Source organism: Rugamonas rubra (genome assembly GCF_900114705.1).
Classification (GTDB): Bacteria; Pseudomonadota; Gammaproteobacteria; order Burkholderiales; family Burkholderiaceae_D; genus Rugamonas; species Rugamonas rubra.
The window spans coordinates 1-16,308 of sequence record NZ_FOTW01000037.1 but is presented as its reverse complement, the minus strand read 5'-3'; the positions used below and the strand labels follow the sequence as shown (position 1 = coordinate 16,308).

12 protein-coding genes are annotated in these 16,308 nt (G+C 65.4%); 1 reads left to right on the top strand and 11 read right to left on the bottom strand.

The annotated features are described in order from the left end of the window. Nucleotides 1–2: 2 nt before the first annotated feature. The 6 genes from BM252_RS27535 to BM252_RS27510 all read right to left on the bottom strand — a co-directional run bounded on the left by BM252_RS27535 (nucleotide 3) and on the right by BM252_RS27510 (nucleotide 7,838). The gene (locus BM252_RS27535; protein ID WP_425442382.1) at nucleotides 3–1,025 is read right to left on the bottom strand and encodes an AAA family ATPase; all 1,023 of its coding nucleotides are present in this window, start codon (nucleotides 1,023–1,025) and stop codon (nucleotides 3–5) included. Between the two features lie 2 nt (nucleotides 1,026–1,027). Then, on the bottom strand, nucleotides 1,028–1,648 hold the full coding sequence (locus BM252_RS27530; RefSeq protein ID WP_093390865.1) for a DUF4159 domain-containing protein: 621 nt from the start codon (nucleotides 1,646–1,648) through the stop codon (nucleotides 1,028–1,030). 7 nt (nucleotides 1,649–1,655) lie between these two features. Further along, entirely contained in the window at nucleotides 1,656–2,993 is a 1,338-nt protein-coding gene (locus tag BM252_RS27525; protein WP_093390864.1) for a TldD/PmbA family protein, read from the bottom strand. An 8-nt stretch (nucleotides 2,994–3,001) separates the two neighbouring features. Then, nucleotides 3,002–4,639 carry a TldD/PmbA family protein gene (locus BM252_RS27520; RefSeq protein WP_093390863.1) on the bottom strand — a complete coding sequence of 546 codons (1,638 nt, stop codon included), beginning with the start codon at nucleotides 4,637–4,639 and terminating at the stop codon, nucleotides 3,002–3,004. Between the two features lie 205 nt (nucleotides 4,640–4,844). After that, the gene (locus tag BM252_RS27515; protein WP_093390862.1) at nucleotides 4,845–6,182 is read right to left on the bottom strand and encodes a TldD/PmbA family protein; all 1,338 of its coding nucleotides are present in this window, start codon (nucleotides 6,180–6,182) and stop codon (nucleotides 4,845–4,847) included. An 18-nt stretch (nucleotides 6,183–6,200) separates the two neighbouring features. Further along, nucleotides 6,201–7,838, bottom strand: coding sequence for a TldD/PmbA family protein (locus BM252_RS27510; protein ID WP_093390861.1), 1,638 nt, complete (start codon nucleotides 7,836–7,838; stop codon nucleotides 6,201–6,203). A gap of 512 nt (nucleotides 7,839–8,350) precedes the next feature. Between BM252_RS27510 and BM252_RS27505 the strand changes: the two genes are divergently transcribed. After that, entirely contained in the window at nucleotides 8,351–9,154 is an 804-nt protein-coding gene (locus tag BM252_RS27505; RefSeq protein ID WP_093390860.1) for a class I SAM-dependent methyltransferase, read from the top strand. An 88-nt stretch (nucleotides 9,155–9,242) separates the two neighbouring features. Here BM252_RS27505 and tssK read toward each other — a convergent pair whose 3' ends face one another. From tssK to BM252_RS27480, 5 genes are all read right to left on the bottom strand, one after another. Further along, the gene (gene tssK, locus BM252_RS27500; RefSeq protein WP_093390859.1) at nucleotides 9,243–10,589 is read right to left on the bottom strand and encodes a type VI secretion system baseplate subunit TssK; all 1,347 of its coding nucleotides are present in this window, start codon (nucleotides 10,587–10,589) and stop codon (nucleotides 9,243–9,245) included. A gap of 187 nt (nucleotides 10,590–10,776) precedes the next feature. Then, entirely contained in the window at nucleotides 10,777–11,040 is a 264-nt protein-coding gene (locus tag BM252_RS27495) for a PAAR domain-containing protein (protein WP_093390858.1), read from the bottom strand. A 52-nt stretch (nucleotides 11,041–11,092) separates the two neighbouring features. After that, nucleotides 11,093–12,574, bottom strand: a complete 1,482-nt coding sequence (locus BM252_RS27490; RefSeq protein ID WP_093390857.1) for a virulence factor — start codon at nucleotides 12,572–12,574, stop codon at nucleotides 11,093–11,095. After that, nucleotides 12,571–14,802 carry a T6SS effector phospholipase Tle3 domain-containing protein gene (locus BM252_RS27485; protein WP_245774484.1) on the bottom strand — a complete coding sequence of 744 codons (2,232 nt, stop codon included), beginning with the start codon at nucleotides 14,800–14,802 and terminating at the stop codon, nucleotides 12,571–12,573. Before BM252_RS27485 ends, BM252_RS27490 begins: the two co-directional genes overlap by 4 nt. 66 nt (nucleotides 14,803–14,868) lie before the next feature. Beyond that, nucleotides 14,869–16,308 (bottom strand): DUF2345 domain-containing protein (locus tag BM252_RS27480; RefSeq protein WP_139236782.1); only part of this gene is annotated, 1,440 nt, incomplete at its 5' end.

Below are 16,308 nucleotides of genomic sequence, written 5' to 3'. Positions count from 1 at the left end.
CCCTACTCCGGCCGCACGTGGTCGCGCAGCGCCTGCAGGATCTCGGCGATGGCGACGCCGTCGGCCTCGGCCTCGAAGTTGCGCAGCACGCGGTGCGCCAGCACCGGCAGCAGCATCGCCGCGATGTCGTCGCGCGTCACGGCCAAACGGCCGTGCATCAGCGCGCGCGCCTTCGAGGCCAGCACCAGCGCCTGGCCGGCGCGCGGACCGGCGCCCCAGCCGACGTGCTTCTTCACGCTGGCCACTTCGCTGTCGGCCGGCCGGGTGGCGCGCACCAGGCGGGTGGCGTAGCGCAGCAGGTGCTCGCCGATTTGGATGTCGCGCACCAGTTGTTGCAGGCGCAGCAGGGTGGCCACGTCCATCACCGGCTCGGCGTCGGCCAGGCCGGCGTGGGTGGTGGCCGAGACCATGGCGATCTCCTCCTCCTCGCTCGGGTAGACCACGTCGATGCGCAGCAGGAAGCGGTCCAGCTGCGCCTCCGGCAGCGGATAGGTGCCGGCCTGCTCGATCGGGTTCTGTGTCGCCAGCACGAAGAAGGGACGCGGCAGCATGTGCGTCTGGCCGGCGAAGGTGACGCTGCACTCCTGCATCGCCTCGAGCAGGGCCGACTGGGTCTTCGGCGGCGCGCGGTTGATCTCGTCGGCCAGCAGCACCTGGGTGAACACGGGGCCGCGCTGGAAGCGGAACTCGCGCTTGCGGGTCGCCGTATCCTCCTCCAAAATCTCGGTGCCGACGATATCGGACGGCATCAGGTCGGGCGTGAACTGGACGCGGCGGAACTGCATGTCGGTGGCCTGCGCCAGCGACTTGACCAACAGCGTTTTGCCCAGCCCCGGCACGCCCTCGACCAGCGCGTGGCCGCCGGCCAGCAGGCAAATGATCAGCGAGTCGATCACTTCCTCCTGGCCGATGATGACCTTGGCCATGCTGGCCTTGAGGCCGGCCACCTTGGCGCACAGCGCGCCGATCTCGTCCTCGCTCCAGGCGATGCTCGCGCTGTGCGACATGTTCGACAATGCAGACACTATCAGGCTCCCAATGCGTATTGAATGATGTTGACGGCGAAGCGGGTGTTATCGATGACCAGCCAGCGCTTGTTGCGGAAGTCGTAGTCCCACTCGCAACCGTAGTCCTTGTTGCTGTACAAAAGCCGCACGCGGCCGCCCACCTCGATCGCCTTCAAGTAGTCGTGCACCAGATCGTCGCCCCAGCCGTTCAACTCCACGCTGGTGTTGGGCGGGCCGTCGAAATGGAAGAAGCTCGAATACAGCGGATGGTTGTTGGCGATCTTGCGCAGCGCCTTGGCGCCGAAGATGCGCGCCAGTTCGGCCTCGAAGGACTTGGCGAACAGGCCGTCGATGTCGTGGTTGCAGTCGTCGACGAAGAGGAAGCCGCCGCCCTTGACATAGCGTTCCAGGTTCTTGCGTTCGGCGGCGCTGAACTGCACCAGCTTGTGGCCGGCGAAGTAGCAGAACGGCGCCTCCAGCATCTTCGGGTCCGACAGCGCGACGATCCGCTCCACCGGATCGACGCGCAGGGTGGTGTATTCGACCAGGGAATTGAGCACATTGCTCGGCATCCGGATATCGACGTCCCAGTCGCCCGACTCGTAGCTCAGGCGCGTGAAGTAGAAGTCGTAGCTGGCCATGCGCGCGCTACACCGCGTCCGACAGCGAGGTGAAGTTGAAGTCGCGCACCTTCATCGGCGGGATCAACATCTGGTAGCGCACCTCGTCGCCGCCGATCACCACCGGCTTGCCCAGCTCCTCGATGTTGTTGAGCATGGACACCGGGCTCTCGTTGAAGCGGAAGTTCTTCACCGGGTGCTTGATCTTGCCGTTCTCGATGTAGAAGGTGCCGTCGCGCGTCAAGCCGGTCAGCAGCAGCGACTGCGGGTCGACCTCGCGGATGTACCAGGTGCGGGTGACCAGGATGCCCTTCTTGGTCGAGGCGATCAGCTCCTCGGTCGACTTGCCGCCGCCCGACATGATCATGTTGCCGTGCCGGCCGCTGGCGCGCTTGCCCTGCTTGGCGGCCCAGAACAGGCTGTAGTCGAGCGCCTCGATGCGGCCGTCCTTGATCACGCTGGTGCGCTCGCGCGGCAGCATCGACCTGCCGTCCCAGGCCAGCACCGGCACGTCCTTGTCCCACGGGTCGGCCCACAAGTTGACCTGTTGATCGAACAGCTTCTCGCCCAGGCGGTTGCCGCCGCCCTTCTTCGACAGGAAGCTGCGGCCCTCGTCGGCCTGGCGCGCGTCGAAGGCGCCGAACATGCGGCCGATCAGTTCCGAGGTGGCGGCCGGCTCCAGGATCACGGTGTAGCGGCCGGGTTCGAGCGCCTTCGCCTCGACCGAGCGCAGCGCCTTGTCGATGGCGATGGCCGAGGCCTCGCGCACGTCGAACTTGGCGGCGTCGTTGGCCGAACGGGTGACCCAGCCGGAGCCACGGCCGTCCTCGGTGCGGGTGGTGACGGTGAAGCCCAGGTTGCTCAGCTCCTGGTAGCCGAACAGGCCGTTCGAGTTGGCCACCACCTCGAAGCCGGTGGTGTCGGAGAAGAAGCCGGCGGCCACCAGATTGTGCTTGCGCGCGGCGTTGATGCTGTGCGCAGCCACCTCGGCGCGGAAGTCCGGGTCGATGGCGGCGGTGGCCGCGCTGTAGGTGGCCGAGGCCTTGTACTGCTGCTGCTTGATGGCCGGCTGGAACTCCGGGTTCTCCGGCGCCAGCCGCGCCACGTCCTCGGCGCGGCGCACCGCCTTCTCCAGCGACTTGTCGTCGAACTCGTTGACCGAGGCGCTGCCCTGGCGCTTGCCGAAGGCGACGCTGACGTTGAGCTGGGTGTTGTCGACCACGCCGGAGGTGGAGACGCTGTTGCGGGCGTAGCGGATATTGCCGTTGCGGCTGCCGCTGATCGACACGCGGCACTCGTCGGCGCGCGACAGGGCGATCACCTTGTCGCTGATGCGTTTGGCTTCTTCCTGGTTCAGCTGTTTCATGTTGTCCCTTAGCCGATCTTGCGAGCGGTGTTGATCACGTTGATGCCGTTGAAGCGCGTGGTGCTCGAGCCGTGCGAGACGGCGCTGACCTGGCTCGGCTGGCCCTTGCCGTCGAAGAAGGAGCCGCCCATGCGCCAGTCGCGCTCGTCGCACAGCGCCGAGCAGGCGTTCCAGAACTCCTGGGTGTTCGACTGGTAGGCCACGTCCTCCAGCGGCGCGACTATCTTGCCGTCCTTGATCTCGTAGTACAGCTGGCCGCCGAACTGGAAGTTGTAGCGCTGCTGGTCGATCGAGAACGAGCCGCGTCCCAGGATGTAGATGCCCTTCTTGACGTCCTTGACCATCTCGTCCGGCGTCAGCGGTTTTTTGCCGGCAGCCAGCGACACGTTGGGCATGCGCTGGAACTGCACGCTGCTCCAGCTGTCGGCGTAGGAGCAGCCGTGCGAGGCGGTCTCGCCGATGATGTGGGCCTGGTCGCGCGTGGCCTGGTAGTTGACCAGGATGCCGTCCTTGATCAGGTCCCAGCGCTTGGCGGCGACGCCCTCGTCGTCGTAGCCGACGTGGCCGAGCGAACCGGGCGTGGTCTTGTCGGCGACCACGTTGACCAGCTCGGAGCCGTACTTGAATTTTTTGCTCTGCCACTTGTCCAGCGTGGCGAAGCTGGTGCCGGCGTAGTTGGCCTCGTAGCCGAGCACACGGTCCAACTCGGTGGCGTGGCCGACCGACTCGTGGATGGTCAGGAACAGGTGCTCGGGGCTGAGCACCAGGTCGTACTTGCCCGGCTCGACAGACTTGGCGCCCAGCTTCTCGCGCGCCTGGCGGCCGGCGGCGCGGGCGTCCTCCACCAGGTCGTAGCCGCCACGGTACAAGGTGGTGACGCCGCCGGCGGCACGCAGCTTGTGCTCCGGCCGCGCGTCGAAGAACTCGTAGCCCATGCTGGCCGGCGAGGACAGGCCCTCGCGGGTGCGGAAGCGGTTGCTGGCCTTGTCGACGGCGGTGGCGGTGAACGGCGCCCACAGGCGGTGGATGTCCTGGTCGATGTAGGAGCCGTCGGTGGAGGCGAAGTACTTCTGCTGGTTGACCTGGAACAGCATCGACTGCATGAAGCTGGCGCCGGCGTCCATGCCGGCCTTGTTGGCGGCGATCAGCAGCTCGGCCTTGTCCTTGATCGGCACCATGCGCCAATCCTTCTTGTACGGCGTGGCCCAGGCCACCTCGCCGACGCCCTGCACGGGCGCCAGGCGCACCGGCTCGCCGCCCAGCTTGGCGTTGGCCTTGGCGATGGACACGGCCAGGCGCGCCGCGCCGGCCACGCCGTCGGGCGACATGTCGTTGGTGGCGGCGAAGCCGTAGGCGCCGTTGGCGATGACGCGCACGCCGACGCCGGACGATTCGGTGTTGACGATGTTCTCCACGTTCAGCTCGCGCGTGGTGATGAACTGGTTCAGGTAGCGGCCGATGCGCACGTCGCAGTAGCTGGCGCCGGCCCGGGTGGCGGCGTTCAGCGCGGCGTCGGCCAAGGCCTTCTTGAAGCGCACCTCCTGCGGCTTGAGCAGCTCGTCGGCGGCGATGGCGTTGCCGAACACCGGCACCAGCATGGCGCCGCCCGCCGCCGCGCCGATTTTGAGAAATGAACGTCGTTCCACTGTGACTCCTAATGCATACAATTTGAAACGCGCCGCCGTGTGACGGTGCGAAGTACGGCACAACCTTCACTGCGGTACTCAGATGCTTCGTCGCCAGCTTGGTGCCGGCGGCTGCTATGCTAGCCAGAGGCGGAGAGCCAGGGTCAGACCCTAGGGTCTGACCCTAGATTTGCGTCGTGGCTCTCGACCTTCAGCGCCGCGCCCGTTACACCGCGTCCGACAGCGAGGTGAAGTTGAAGTCGCGCACCTTCATCGCCGGGATCAGCAACTGGTACTGCGACTCGTCGCCGGCGACTATCTCCGGCCGGCCCAGCTCGTCGATGTTGTTGAGCATGGACACCGGGCTCTCGTTGAAGCGGAAGTTCTTGATCGGGTGCTTGATCTTGCCGTTCTCGATGTAGAAGGTGCCGTCGCGCGTGAGGCCGGTCAGCAGCACCGACTGCGGGTCGACCATGCGGATGTACCAGGTGCGGGTGACCAGCACACCCTTCTTGGTGTTGGCGATCAGCTCGGCGGTCGACTTGTTGGTGCCGGCCATGATGATGTTGCCCGGCTGGCCGACGGCGCGCTTGCCCTGCTTCTTGGCCCAGAACAGCGAGTAGTCCAGCGCGCTGACGCGGCCGTTCTTGATGATGTCCATGCGCTCGCGCGCCAGCATGCTGTTGCCGTCCCAGGGCAGCACGGCGACGTCCTTGTCCCACGGGTCGGCCCACACGTTGACCTGCTGGTCGAACAGCTTCTCGCCCAGGCGGTTGCCGCCGCCCTTCTTCGACAGGAAGCTGCGGCCCTCGTCGGCCTGGCGCGCGTCGAAGCCGTTGAACATGTAGCCGAGCAGGTCGGAGGTGGCGGCCGGTTCGAGGATCACGGTGTAGCGGCCCGGTTCCAGCGCCTTCGCCTCGACCGAGCGCAGCGCCTTCTCGATGGCCACGTTGGAGGCCTCGCGGGCGTCGAACCTGGCGACGTCGCCGGCGTTGCGCTTGGCCCAGCCGGAGCCCCGGCCGTCCTCGGTGCGCACGGTGACGGTGAAGTCGACGGCGGTGTCCTGCTGGTAGCCGAACACGCCGTTGGAGTTGGCGATCGCCTCGAAGGAGGTGGTGTCGGCGAAGAAGCCGGCCGCCACCAGCTGGTTCTTGCGGCTGTTCTCGATGCTGTAGGCGGCCACCTGGGCGCGGAACTCGGGGTCGATGGCGGCCGTGCTGGCGCTGAAGGTGGCGCTGGCCTTGAAGGCCTGCTTGGCCGGTGTCGACATGAACTCCGGGTTGTCCGGCGCCAGGCGGGCCAGGTCCTCGGCGCGCCGCACCGCCTTCTCCAGCGACTTGTCGTCGAACTCGTTGATGGTGGCCACGCCCTGCTTCTTGCCGAAGGCGACGGCGACCGACAACTGGGTGTCCTCCACCAGGCCGGCGGTGGAGACGGTGTTGCGGGCGTAGCGGATGTTGCCCTTGCGGCTGCCGCTCAGCTTGACCTCGCACTCGTCGCCCTTGGAATAGGCCAGCACCTTGGCGCAGATGCGCTGCGCTTCTTCTTGATTCAGATTCTTCATCGCGGAACTCTCCAGGGCTTAGCCGATCTTGCGGGCGGTGTTGATGACGTTGATGCCGTTGAAGCGGGTGGTGGACGCGCCGTGCGACACCACGCTCGACTGGCTGGGCTGGCCCTTGCCGTCGAAGAAGGAGCCGCCCATGCGCCAGTCGCGCTCGTCGCAGATGGCCGTGCAGGCGTTCCAGAACTCCTGGGTGTTGGACTGGTAGGCCACGTCCTCCAGCTGGGCGCCGATCTTGCCGTCCTTGATCTCGTAGAACAGCTGGCCGCCGAACTGGAAGTTGTAGCGCTGCTGGTCGATCGAGAAGGAGCCGTCGCCGACGATGTAGATGCCCTTCTTGACGTCCTTGATCATCTCGTCCGGGGTCAGCTTCTTCTTGCCGGCCTGGAGCGACACGTTGGGCATGCGCTGGAACTGCACGCTGCTCCAATTGTCGGCGTAGGAGCAGCCGTGCGAGGCGGTCTCGCCGATGATGTGGGCCTGGTCGCGGGTGGCCTGGTAGTTGACCAGGATGCCGTCCTTGATGATGTCCCAGCGCTTGCAGGGCACGCCCTCGTCGTCGTAGCCGACGTTGGCCAGCGAGCCGGGGGTGGTCTTGTCGGCGACGATGTTGACCAGCTCCGAGCCGTACTTGAATTTCTTGCTCTGCCACTTGTCCAGCGTGGCGAAGCTGGTGCCGGCGAAGTTGGCCTCGTAGCCGAGCACGCGGTCCAACTCGGTCGGGTGGCCGACCGACTCGTGGATGGTCAACCACAGGTGCTCGGGGCTGAGCACCAGGTCGTACTTGCCCGGCTCGACCGACTTGGCGCTCAGCTTGGCCTTGGCCTGCTGGCCGCAGGCGCGGGCGTCCTCGATCAGGTCGTAGGAGTTCTTGTACAGGGTGCAGATGCCGCCGGCCGCCTTGACCTTGTCCTCCGGCCGCGCGTCCAGGTACTCGTAGCCCATGCCGACCGGCGAGGACAGGCCCTGGCGCGAGCGGAACTTGTTGCTGGTCTTGTCGACGGCGGTGGCGAACACCGGCATCCACAGGCGGTGCAGGTCCTGGTCGATGTAGGAGCCGTCGGTGGAGGCGAAGTACTTCTGCTGGTTGACCTGGAACAGCAGCGACTGCATGAAGCTGGCGCCGCCCTCCATGCCGGCCTTGTTGGCGGCGATCAGCAGCTCGGCCTTCTGCTGGATCGGCACGGTGCGCCAATCCTTCTTGTACGGCGTGGCCCAGGCCACCTCGCCGACGCCCTTCTGCGGCGCCAGCCGCACCGGCTCGCCGCCCAGCTTGGCGTTGGCCTTGGCGATGGCCACCGCCTGGCGCGCCGCGCCGGCCACGCCGTCGGGCGACATGTCGTTGGTGGCGGCGAAGCCGTAGGCGCCGTTGGCGATGACGCGCACGCCGACCCCGGCCGACTCGGTGTTGGTGACGTTTTCGATGTTCAGGTCGCGGGTGGTGATGAACTGGTTCAGGTAGCGGCCGACGCGCACGTCGCAATAGCTGGCGCCGGCCTGGGTGGCCGCCGTCAGCGCGGTGTCGGCCAACATTTTCTTGAACTGCAGGGCCACCGGCTTGAGCAGCTCCTCGGCCGCGATGGCGCGTCCGAAGGCGGGCAGCAACATGCTGCCCAGGGCCAGACTACTGATGTTGAGAAATGCACGTCGTTCCATAGTATCTCCAAAAAAACACTCACGCATCGGGTTGCGGACGGGCCGCACGCGGGGTCTTGCTCGGTTGCGCCGGGTCTTGTACGCCACGGCTTGTGCTACTGGCGGGTGTCGCCACTACTTGATACTTTTGCAATTACGTCGGGGCCCGCTATCGCGTAATGAGCGGCAACATTACCAGCAAAATAAGAAACGAGATAGGCAATATTTGTGCCACTGGGCGGCGGCGGCCGGCCGGGGTAGGCGGCACGGCGGTAGCGGCTTGCATGCTGGCAGGGAGGCGGACAAGCGCGCCGGCCGGCTGTCCGCGCGCTGTCCGTTGAGTGTCCGCAGACTGTCCGCCGAGTGTCCGCGTACGGAAGGCGGACAGTGCCGGCGGCGCCGGCCGGACGGCGGCGTGACGACGCTGCGGATTCGCTTGACCGGCCTGCGCAGTTGGCCGATGATCGCGCAGGGCGACCGCCGCCGTGTCGCCCGTCCATCGCAGCATCCCACCCACCACGAGGAGACTTTGCATGAAACGACTACTACTGGCCAGCGCCCTATTGTGCGGCATGGCCGGCACGGCCCAGGCCGACGACGCGCTGAAGGCGGCCATTTCCGGCGACAACCGCACGCCGGCCAACGCGCTGCGCGACGGCGCCCGCCATCCCTACGAGACGCTGAGCTTCTTCGGCATCAAGCCGACCATGACGGTGGTCGAGCTGGCGCCGGGCGGCGGCTGGTACACCGAGATCCTGGCGCCCTACCTGCGCGAGCGCGGCAAGCTGATCGCCGCCGGCAACGAGCTGGCCTCGCCGAACGCCGACGCGCGCCGCGGCGCCGAGCGCTTCATGACCCGCCTGAACGCGCGGCCGACCGTGTTCAACAAGGTGCAGCTGGGCGTGTTCGAGCCGCCGCGCAAATACGAGTTCGCGCCGGCCGGCAGCGCCGACATGGTGCTCACCTTCCGCAACATCCACAACTGGATTCCGAGCGGGCCGGACAATTTGAAGGCCCTGTTCGCCAGCGTCTACACCAGCCTCAAACCGGGCGGCGTGTTCGGCGTGGTCGAGCACCGCCTGCCGGCCGGCCAGACCCAGGATGCCCAGGCCAGCACCGGCTACATGTCGGAGCGCTACGTGATCGGCCTGGCCGAGGCGGCCGGCTTCAAGCTGGCGGCCAAGTCGGAGATCAACGCCAATCCGAAGGACAAGGCCGACCACAAGAGCGGCGTGTGGGCGCTGCCGCCGACCTACGCCAACAAGGACGAGGACCGCGCCAAGTACACGGCGATCGGCGAGAGCGACCGCATGACCTTGAAGTTCGTGAAGCCGTAACGCCGGCCAGCCGGCGTAGTCAACAGCAGGGAGGCCGCGCGCCTCCCTGCTGCATTTCGGCGCGCAAGGTGGCTCCAGCAGAGCCGGCTTAGGGCGTTATGCCGAACATTTCCATTGTCATGCTACCGAAGACGTCGGGAAAGTAAATGGTGATCGCCTGGGCCTTGATCATCCCGTCATAGTTGGGGTCGTTCCTGTCGATCAAAAAGTAGTGGGTGTTCGGGCGGACCGGCACCTCGGGCGGAACCTGTGGCATGTAGTGAAGTTTGATCCCACTCACTGACGACATGACCATCCGCTCGACCTGGTCGGGCGAACCGACCTTGAAGAGGTTCGGCACCGCCGCTACCAGCTCAACGGCCGGCATGTCGGCGATGACCGACAGGCCCAGCACTGTTTCTCCGTCGACTTTCCCCGCGTCCAGCTTGCCTTGGCGATAGCACCGCTTATTGGCCACCAGCGGGATAGCGAAGTAGCGCGACGAAATGATGACGTCGACCAGATCGCGGATCAGCGCGTCGAGTACGGCGAAGCCGGGCGCGGGGTCCTCGTGCTGGTAGGTCGGCAGGTCGGTCAGCGCGTACTTGGTCGAGAATGTCATCATGCCGCCGGCCAGCACGCTCAACTTGTCGAACAGGACTTCCGGATGGTGTTGGTGATATTTGGCGCTGTGGTTCAGCGACGCGGCCGCCGTGTTGATGGTGTTGAGCATCCAGAACGGGATGATGTCGCCGCCATACACCTCGATCACGTCCTTGCGCGGCTGGCGCAGGCGCGCGTAGAGCGACTCGATTTTCGATTGTAGTTTCCCCAGCAGACTGTTCAGCAAGAACTGCAGGCCGACAATCGCGCCGACCGACAAACCGGGCGGCATGAAGGTGGGATCGATTTCGAAGCCGCCGCCCTCCATCCGCCGTACCCGGACCACGGGGAAGCTGATGTGGTCGTCGCGCGGCTCCAAATGGGACAGCAATCGCACGCGCTTTCTCAGGAACATGACATCGACGCCGGGGCAATCGCCGAACAGGTCCGCCGTTTCCGTGGCCACCGGCGAATAGCGCGCACCATTGTGCCGCGTGGCCGGGTCCAGCAGATTCCCGCCATGGTCCTTCACCGCCGGCAAGGCGGCATAGAAGGTGACGCTCTGCTCGCTCAACGGCAGCTTGCTGAGATCCACCACCGCCGGCAACTCGTCCGGGCCGGGCGCCTCGTAGATGTCGCCGTCCTGGAAAATCAGCGACATCTTGTAGCTGGCCAGCTGGTTGTTGCTCAGCTGGTCGATGTTCCAGCCCACCGAGCGCACACCCCAAATATCCGGATTGATCGCCGAGGCGATTTTTTGCAGCCGCGACTCGTGGTAGAGGTCCAATTGCTGGAATTGTTGGGGCCCCAGGCACAAGCCCGGAGACCATAAGACCTTTGATGGCAAACTCATCGCGCACTCCTTCCGGGTTGGTGGCATGCAAGCCGAGTTCCCTAGCATGCAGCCAAATCCGCCGCCGCCATTGACGCCGCTCATGGGCCGGCATTTTCTGCGCAGGCATAGACACGTCCGCAACGTGGCCGGCGCCATGTCGCTGCTGTTTGCGCGGCCGCAATACAGCGCTGGCGAATGGTTCTGGCTAGCCGCGACCGCTGTTTGACACGGTGGAAATCAGTGCCGCGCCGCAGCTGGTTTTATGTCCGTTGAAGGCCACCGGGACGCCGTCGATCAGCACCTTGGGGTCGCCCTCCATGATGGTGCAGAGGCCATGGCCCGGCAGGGGGCACAGGCACCTGTCCCCTTTGCGGGCGACGGCCACGCCCATCACTTTGCTCTTTGGAGCGGCCGATACCACCTTGCCACCATGGCTGGTGGGGTCGTTCAAACGTACGACTCCGCGCATGGCGCTTCCTCCCGGATAGGTTGTGGTTCAATCTGTTGCGGTTGATTGGCCGTCATTTGGAATAGCCCTGCATGCCTCCTTCGGCGTCATGGCGGATGCCCCACCACATCAGGTAGGCGTTGTTTTCTCCGCGTGCGCGGAACCATGGCTTGTCCGGGTCGATGGGACGCACCTTGGCCGGCGGCAGAACCAGCACGGCGGTGGGGTGCTCGGCGTCGGTGGTGCCGGCCACCAGCACGTTCTTGCCGAAGTGGTTGGCGTAGGCGATGCCCAGCGCGACGTTGGTCAGCGCCGTTCCGGCGCCCATCTCGCCCAGCAGCGCCGGGGTGTTAAAGGCGTGCTTCATGAAGTCGATCTCGGGCGCCTCGGTCGAGAGGGTGTGCGCCAGGATGCGCAGGCGGTCCGGCGAGTCCGGGTGGGCGACGTTGGCGTCGTGGACCACGTAGCCGATGTCGGTGCTCTGCTTGCCGGCGTTGGCGACGGCGGCGTCCAAGGCCGCCTGCGACGCCTGCACCGCGCGGGGCGGCAGTCCCTTCTTGCTGTCGAAGTCGGCGGCGGACTTGGTGGCGGGATAGCCGATCCAGGCCAGCGCGTCGCGCTCGGTCTTGTAGTTGGGGCCGGCCAGCACCAGCAGGACCATGTTCTCGTTGATCTGCTTGTCCTTGGGGCGGCTGGGGGCGTCCCAGTTCATGGCCCAGACGGTTTCATCCGGGTGCGATTCGAGGTGGCGCAGCGCCGCCGACAGCGAGGTGAAGCCGGCGTTGGGACCGCCCATTGTGACGCGCACGTCGGGCGGGGTGCTGCGGGTCCAAGCGGTGGGAAAGTGACTGCTTCCAATGCTAAAGCAGGCGATTATATTGTTTCGCGTGAATTTCGCCGCCTCGACTGGATCAAGTTTTCCCTCAGGTAGCGCATATTCCACATGGATGCCGGCCAGCTCGCGCCAAGTCGTCTTGTCTTTGAGCGAATGGGCGTTGTAGAAGTAGTTGGAACTGGAGAAATAGATGTCGTGGAAAAGCACGGTGAGTTGATTTACATACTTTTCATGATAGCCCTCAAAGGTTTCTTCTCCGTCATTTCCGGCCGCTATCGACCCCACCATTTGTAGCGTGGAAAACTTTTCCGGCTCGGTCCTCACCATGTCGTCATTCTTGTTGGGCTGCGCAAGGCCCAAAGTCCACAGCAATTGCCATTCGGTCGAATAGTCGCGGCGTTGCAGGGGATTGAGCCATTGCAGGCCGACGACCTGGGCCTTGAAGGGTTTCGCGGGCTCCGCGACAACGGGTGCTGTGTGCGTTTCCGCGACGACAGGTACGGGCCTGCCCGCGCAGGCGGCGGTGAGGAACGAGAAGGCGGCGATGGCGGCAAATGTTGGCATGGTCAGGAACATGGACATGATTTCTCCGTCGGTTAGCACGCGTGGTGAGTCGGCAGTGGCAATCCATTTGAGCGCGATCGCGGCGCCGACCGTGAGTATGTAAACAAGCGCGGACCATCCCATTCTCCGGGGAATAGTCGAAATCAAGGCCTTCATGGATGTCCTCCCCGACGCTGCGAAGCTGTTCTTGCGGGATGTTCGCGCTGGTCGACGATCTTGTCCGGCATGCTCCCCTCGCTGTTTCCGGCGCGCGTCCACTCGTAAGGAGAAACGCCTTTGACAACTCCATATATGAAGTACTCATCAAAGCGCTTGTTGGAATCGTCTTTCGCGAGTCCATCCAGGAAACGCCAATCTGCGGCCATCCTCAGCGCATGCAAGTCCTTTTGGCGGATATGGCACAGGCCAACGGCCACGTCATAGGCCAGCGCCTCCTGCGCGTGCATGGGGTTGGTCATGATGGTCGAATGGTTGGTGGCGTGGGTGTCGATGTTTTCGGCAAGATAGGTCTTGATCTTCTTTTCACGCCACTCCTTGTATTTCGTGCTGGCTTCCTCGGGCTTGTCCTCCCCGACGACCTGCTGGTCGTTCTTCGCCCAGCCTTCGCGCCTGGCCTGCATGCGCAGGCGGGCATGGTCCTCGTAGCGCATGGTGGCCTCGCTGGCCTGGTTGCCCTTGGCCGCGTCGTTGGCCTCGCGCTCGTCCTCGCCCTCCCGCTGTTTGATCGGCCGGTCGCCGGCATACGGGTCGTCGGCCCCGCGATCGCGCTTGACATCGCGCGACTGCCCCGGGGCGTCGTAGGCCTGGTCGAATTTCTTTTCCACCGCACCGAAGCGTCGCGCTTCCGGCGTGAAAGGATGGGGAAGCTCGGGCGCCTCGACTTTGATCACCCAGTTCTCGTCCGGCAATGCGTTGATGCGCGTCCCGGCCAGCGCGGTGGCCACGATCATGAACGGCGCCGAGAAGATGGTCAGCACCGATCCGACGAATTTCCCGCGACTCGCTTCCATCCCCTTGGACAAGGAATACTCCGCCTTGGGCGACTCCGGGAACCAGTACCCGGCGCTGCCCGCCTCGGGTTTCCTGTAGTGGTTTTTCCAGAAATGGTATTTGCCGATTTCGCCCACCTTATGACCTTCGGCAAACACCCGTTGGCAGAGAAAGACATTGCCTCCGGTTTCCTTGACCTCCAACTCGCTCATGCCGCGCCAGCCTATGCCCTGCACGGTCATCGACGAGATCACCTGGTCGTGCGGATTGCAGTACAGCGTCACCCGTTGGCAGGTGGAGGGGGCGATGCCGTAGCCATACCGCAGCCGGTCGTCCTCGGCCTTGAAGGGATGGTTTTCGTTTTCCAAGAATTTGTTGATGTCCGCGACCTTCTGTTGCCTGGAGGCGGGCTGGCGGACGATGTCGAAGAAGGCGCGCAGGGTGGCGGTGCGGGCGGCCACGGTCTGGCGGCCGGTGCCGCCGTGCTTGTCCTTCATGTGCCCCTCGGTCCAGTCCTCGGTGAAATTCGAGTTCACCAGGCGGTAGGGGGCGTTGCACAACACGTAGTTATCCGCCACGCAGCGGCCCTCGACGCCCCTGACGTCGGTGACCGGCGCCAACCGGTCGCCAAGGAAGGCGGCTGCCATGCCGATCATGTTGCCCTGGCTGTGGCAGACGATGGTGATGGGCACGTCGGCATGCTTGCGCCGGATGGACTCGACCAGCCTGGCCAGCCGCAACGCGGCCAGCACGTAGTAGGGCCGGGGCGGGCAGGAATAGACGTTGCGGTTGTTGGTCGGATTCAAATGCTGGACGTGCATCCACAGGAACAGATTGTCGGACAGTCCATCGCCCCACAGGTCGGGCAGGGCCGTGCAGCCGTTGGCAAAGGGGCCGCCGCCCCAGTAGTTTTTCTCGTTGAGATAAACCGAGTCGCCATACTCCTGCAGCTCTTTGAGGCTGGCCTTGTAGCCCCAGCGGAAATGGACGGCCGGCGTGAAATAGTCGTCGTTCCCCATGAACGTATCGAATTTCATCTTTGGATTGATGTAACCGTCAGGCGTCAGTTCCTGCATGTAGGTGGCAGGCGTCAACTGGCCGCCCTCCACCGTCGGGCAGACCATGTGCTCGTCGCAGCGCTTGAGGCGCGCGTTGAGTCCCGCGCACAGGCCTTTTTCGGTCTCCTTGTACCACTCGCCGTCGGAGTTGACGCCATGGACGAAGATGACGATGCCCGGTAGCGGCAGCTGCGCGTACATGACCAGCTTGTCGTGGTTCAGCAGTGTGATCGCCGAGGTTCTGGCGAAGACGATGTTTTTCGGGTCGTCGAGCGGGTTCGGCGCGGCGGCTGGGACTCCGTCCGCAGCCGCCTTCCTTGGTGTGGTTTTTTTCATCGCATCTCCAGATCTGGCTAGTCAACATGGTTCTGTTCGTGCCCGAGCGGCGGTAACGCGGTTTGGTCACGAGTCCGGTTGGTAGAAACCCACGTCCAACTGCTCGATGCGGTTGCCTTCGACCTTGCCGCCCTCCCCGTTGCCGTCGCTTTTACCGGACAGCACGGCATCGCCGTCACGTTCGACGTGAATGTCCACGTCCTTGATGGGCTGGCCGTCGGAGGGCCGCCTCAGTTGCGGTGTGCGGCCGAAGTCGCCCTCGCCGAAGGTGGGCAGCTCGGTGCTGCGGCTGGCCGGGCCGTTCCAGTTGTGGCCGGCCGTCTTGATGGTCAGCTCGCCCGGTCCGCCGATTTCGGGCGCGCCGCCCTTGAGGCTGATGTAGGCGCCGCCCGAATTCACGAGCAAAATCTCCTCGGCCATGACGATCACGCGGCCCCTCGCGCTGATCTTGACGTCCTTGGCCGAGTCGATCTGCGTGCTGTCGTGCTGGCTTTGCAGCAGCACCTTGCCGTGGTTGGCGATCGCCGCCAGTCCGTCTTGTTGGGCGAACAGCGAGATGCCCTTGCCGGCGTTGACGTTGCAGCGCTGGCCGGCGGTCATCTGCAGGTGTTGCTGGGCCACCGTGTCGATGTTGCTGGCGGCGTAGCTGACGATGGCCTTCGAGCTGGCGAAGCTGATGCCGTCCGGCGCCGTGACGCCGACCACGGCGCCGCCGCCGCCGGCGCCCCGGGGCGCGGTGTTGCTGCCGTTGTCCCATTGCTTGATGGCCGATTGCAACTCGTCCTGCGCCTTGTCGTCCACCGGCAGGCCCTGCTGCGCGGCGGCGTAGTCGCCCAGCGAGCGGAACAGGTCGACGCAGTCCTGCATCAGTGCCAGGTAGTCGGCGCGGTCGAGTTGCTTGCCGCCGCCGCCGAGCCGCTTCCAGGCGCTCAGCAGCATGCCCTTGCCGGCGCGCAGGGCCAGTTGCGCGTCGGTGCCCAGCTCGGCGCCTTCGCCGCGCGGCTGGCCGATGCCCTGGTCGCGCGGCTGGGTCAGCCAGCCGAGGTTCAGCTCGCTGCGGGCGTGGTCGCTGGCCAGTTGCGCGCTGATTTGGCCGGGCGTGTCGTCGAGGCGCAGCTGGTTGCCGCGCGATCCGCCGATCTCCAGGCTCCGCGTGCCGGACAAGTATTTGTTGCCCGGCAAATCGCCGAGGCCGAGCTGGGGCGGGCGCGCCACCATGTTGTACAGCTGGCCGACGATGACGGGCTTGTCCGGGTCGCCGCCGAGGAAGGCGAGCAGCACCTCGGTGCCGGGGCGCGGCAGCGCCAGCGCGCCGAAGTGCCTGCCGTCGCCGTTGCCGGCCCAGTTGCTGGCCACGCGCACCCAGGCCGAGTCGCGGTCGGTGCCGGAGGCGCCGGCGCCCTCGGCGTGGGCGTGCTCCTGCTCGCGCATGGCGCCGAAGCGCACCTTGACCCGGCCCTGGGCGTCGCAATGGACCTGCTCGCCGGCGGGGCCGACCACGACGGC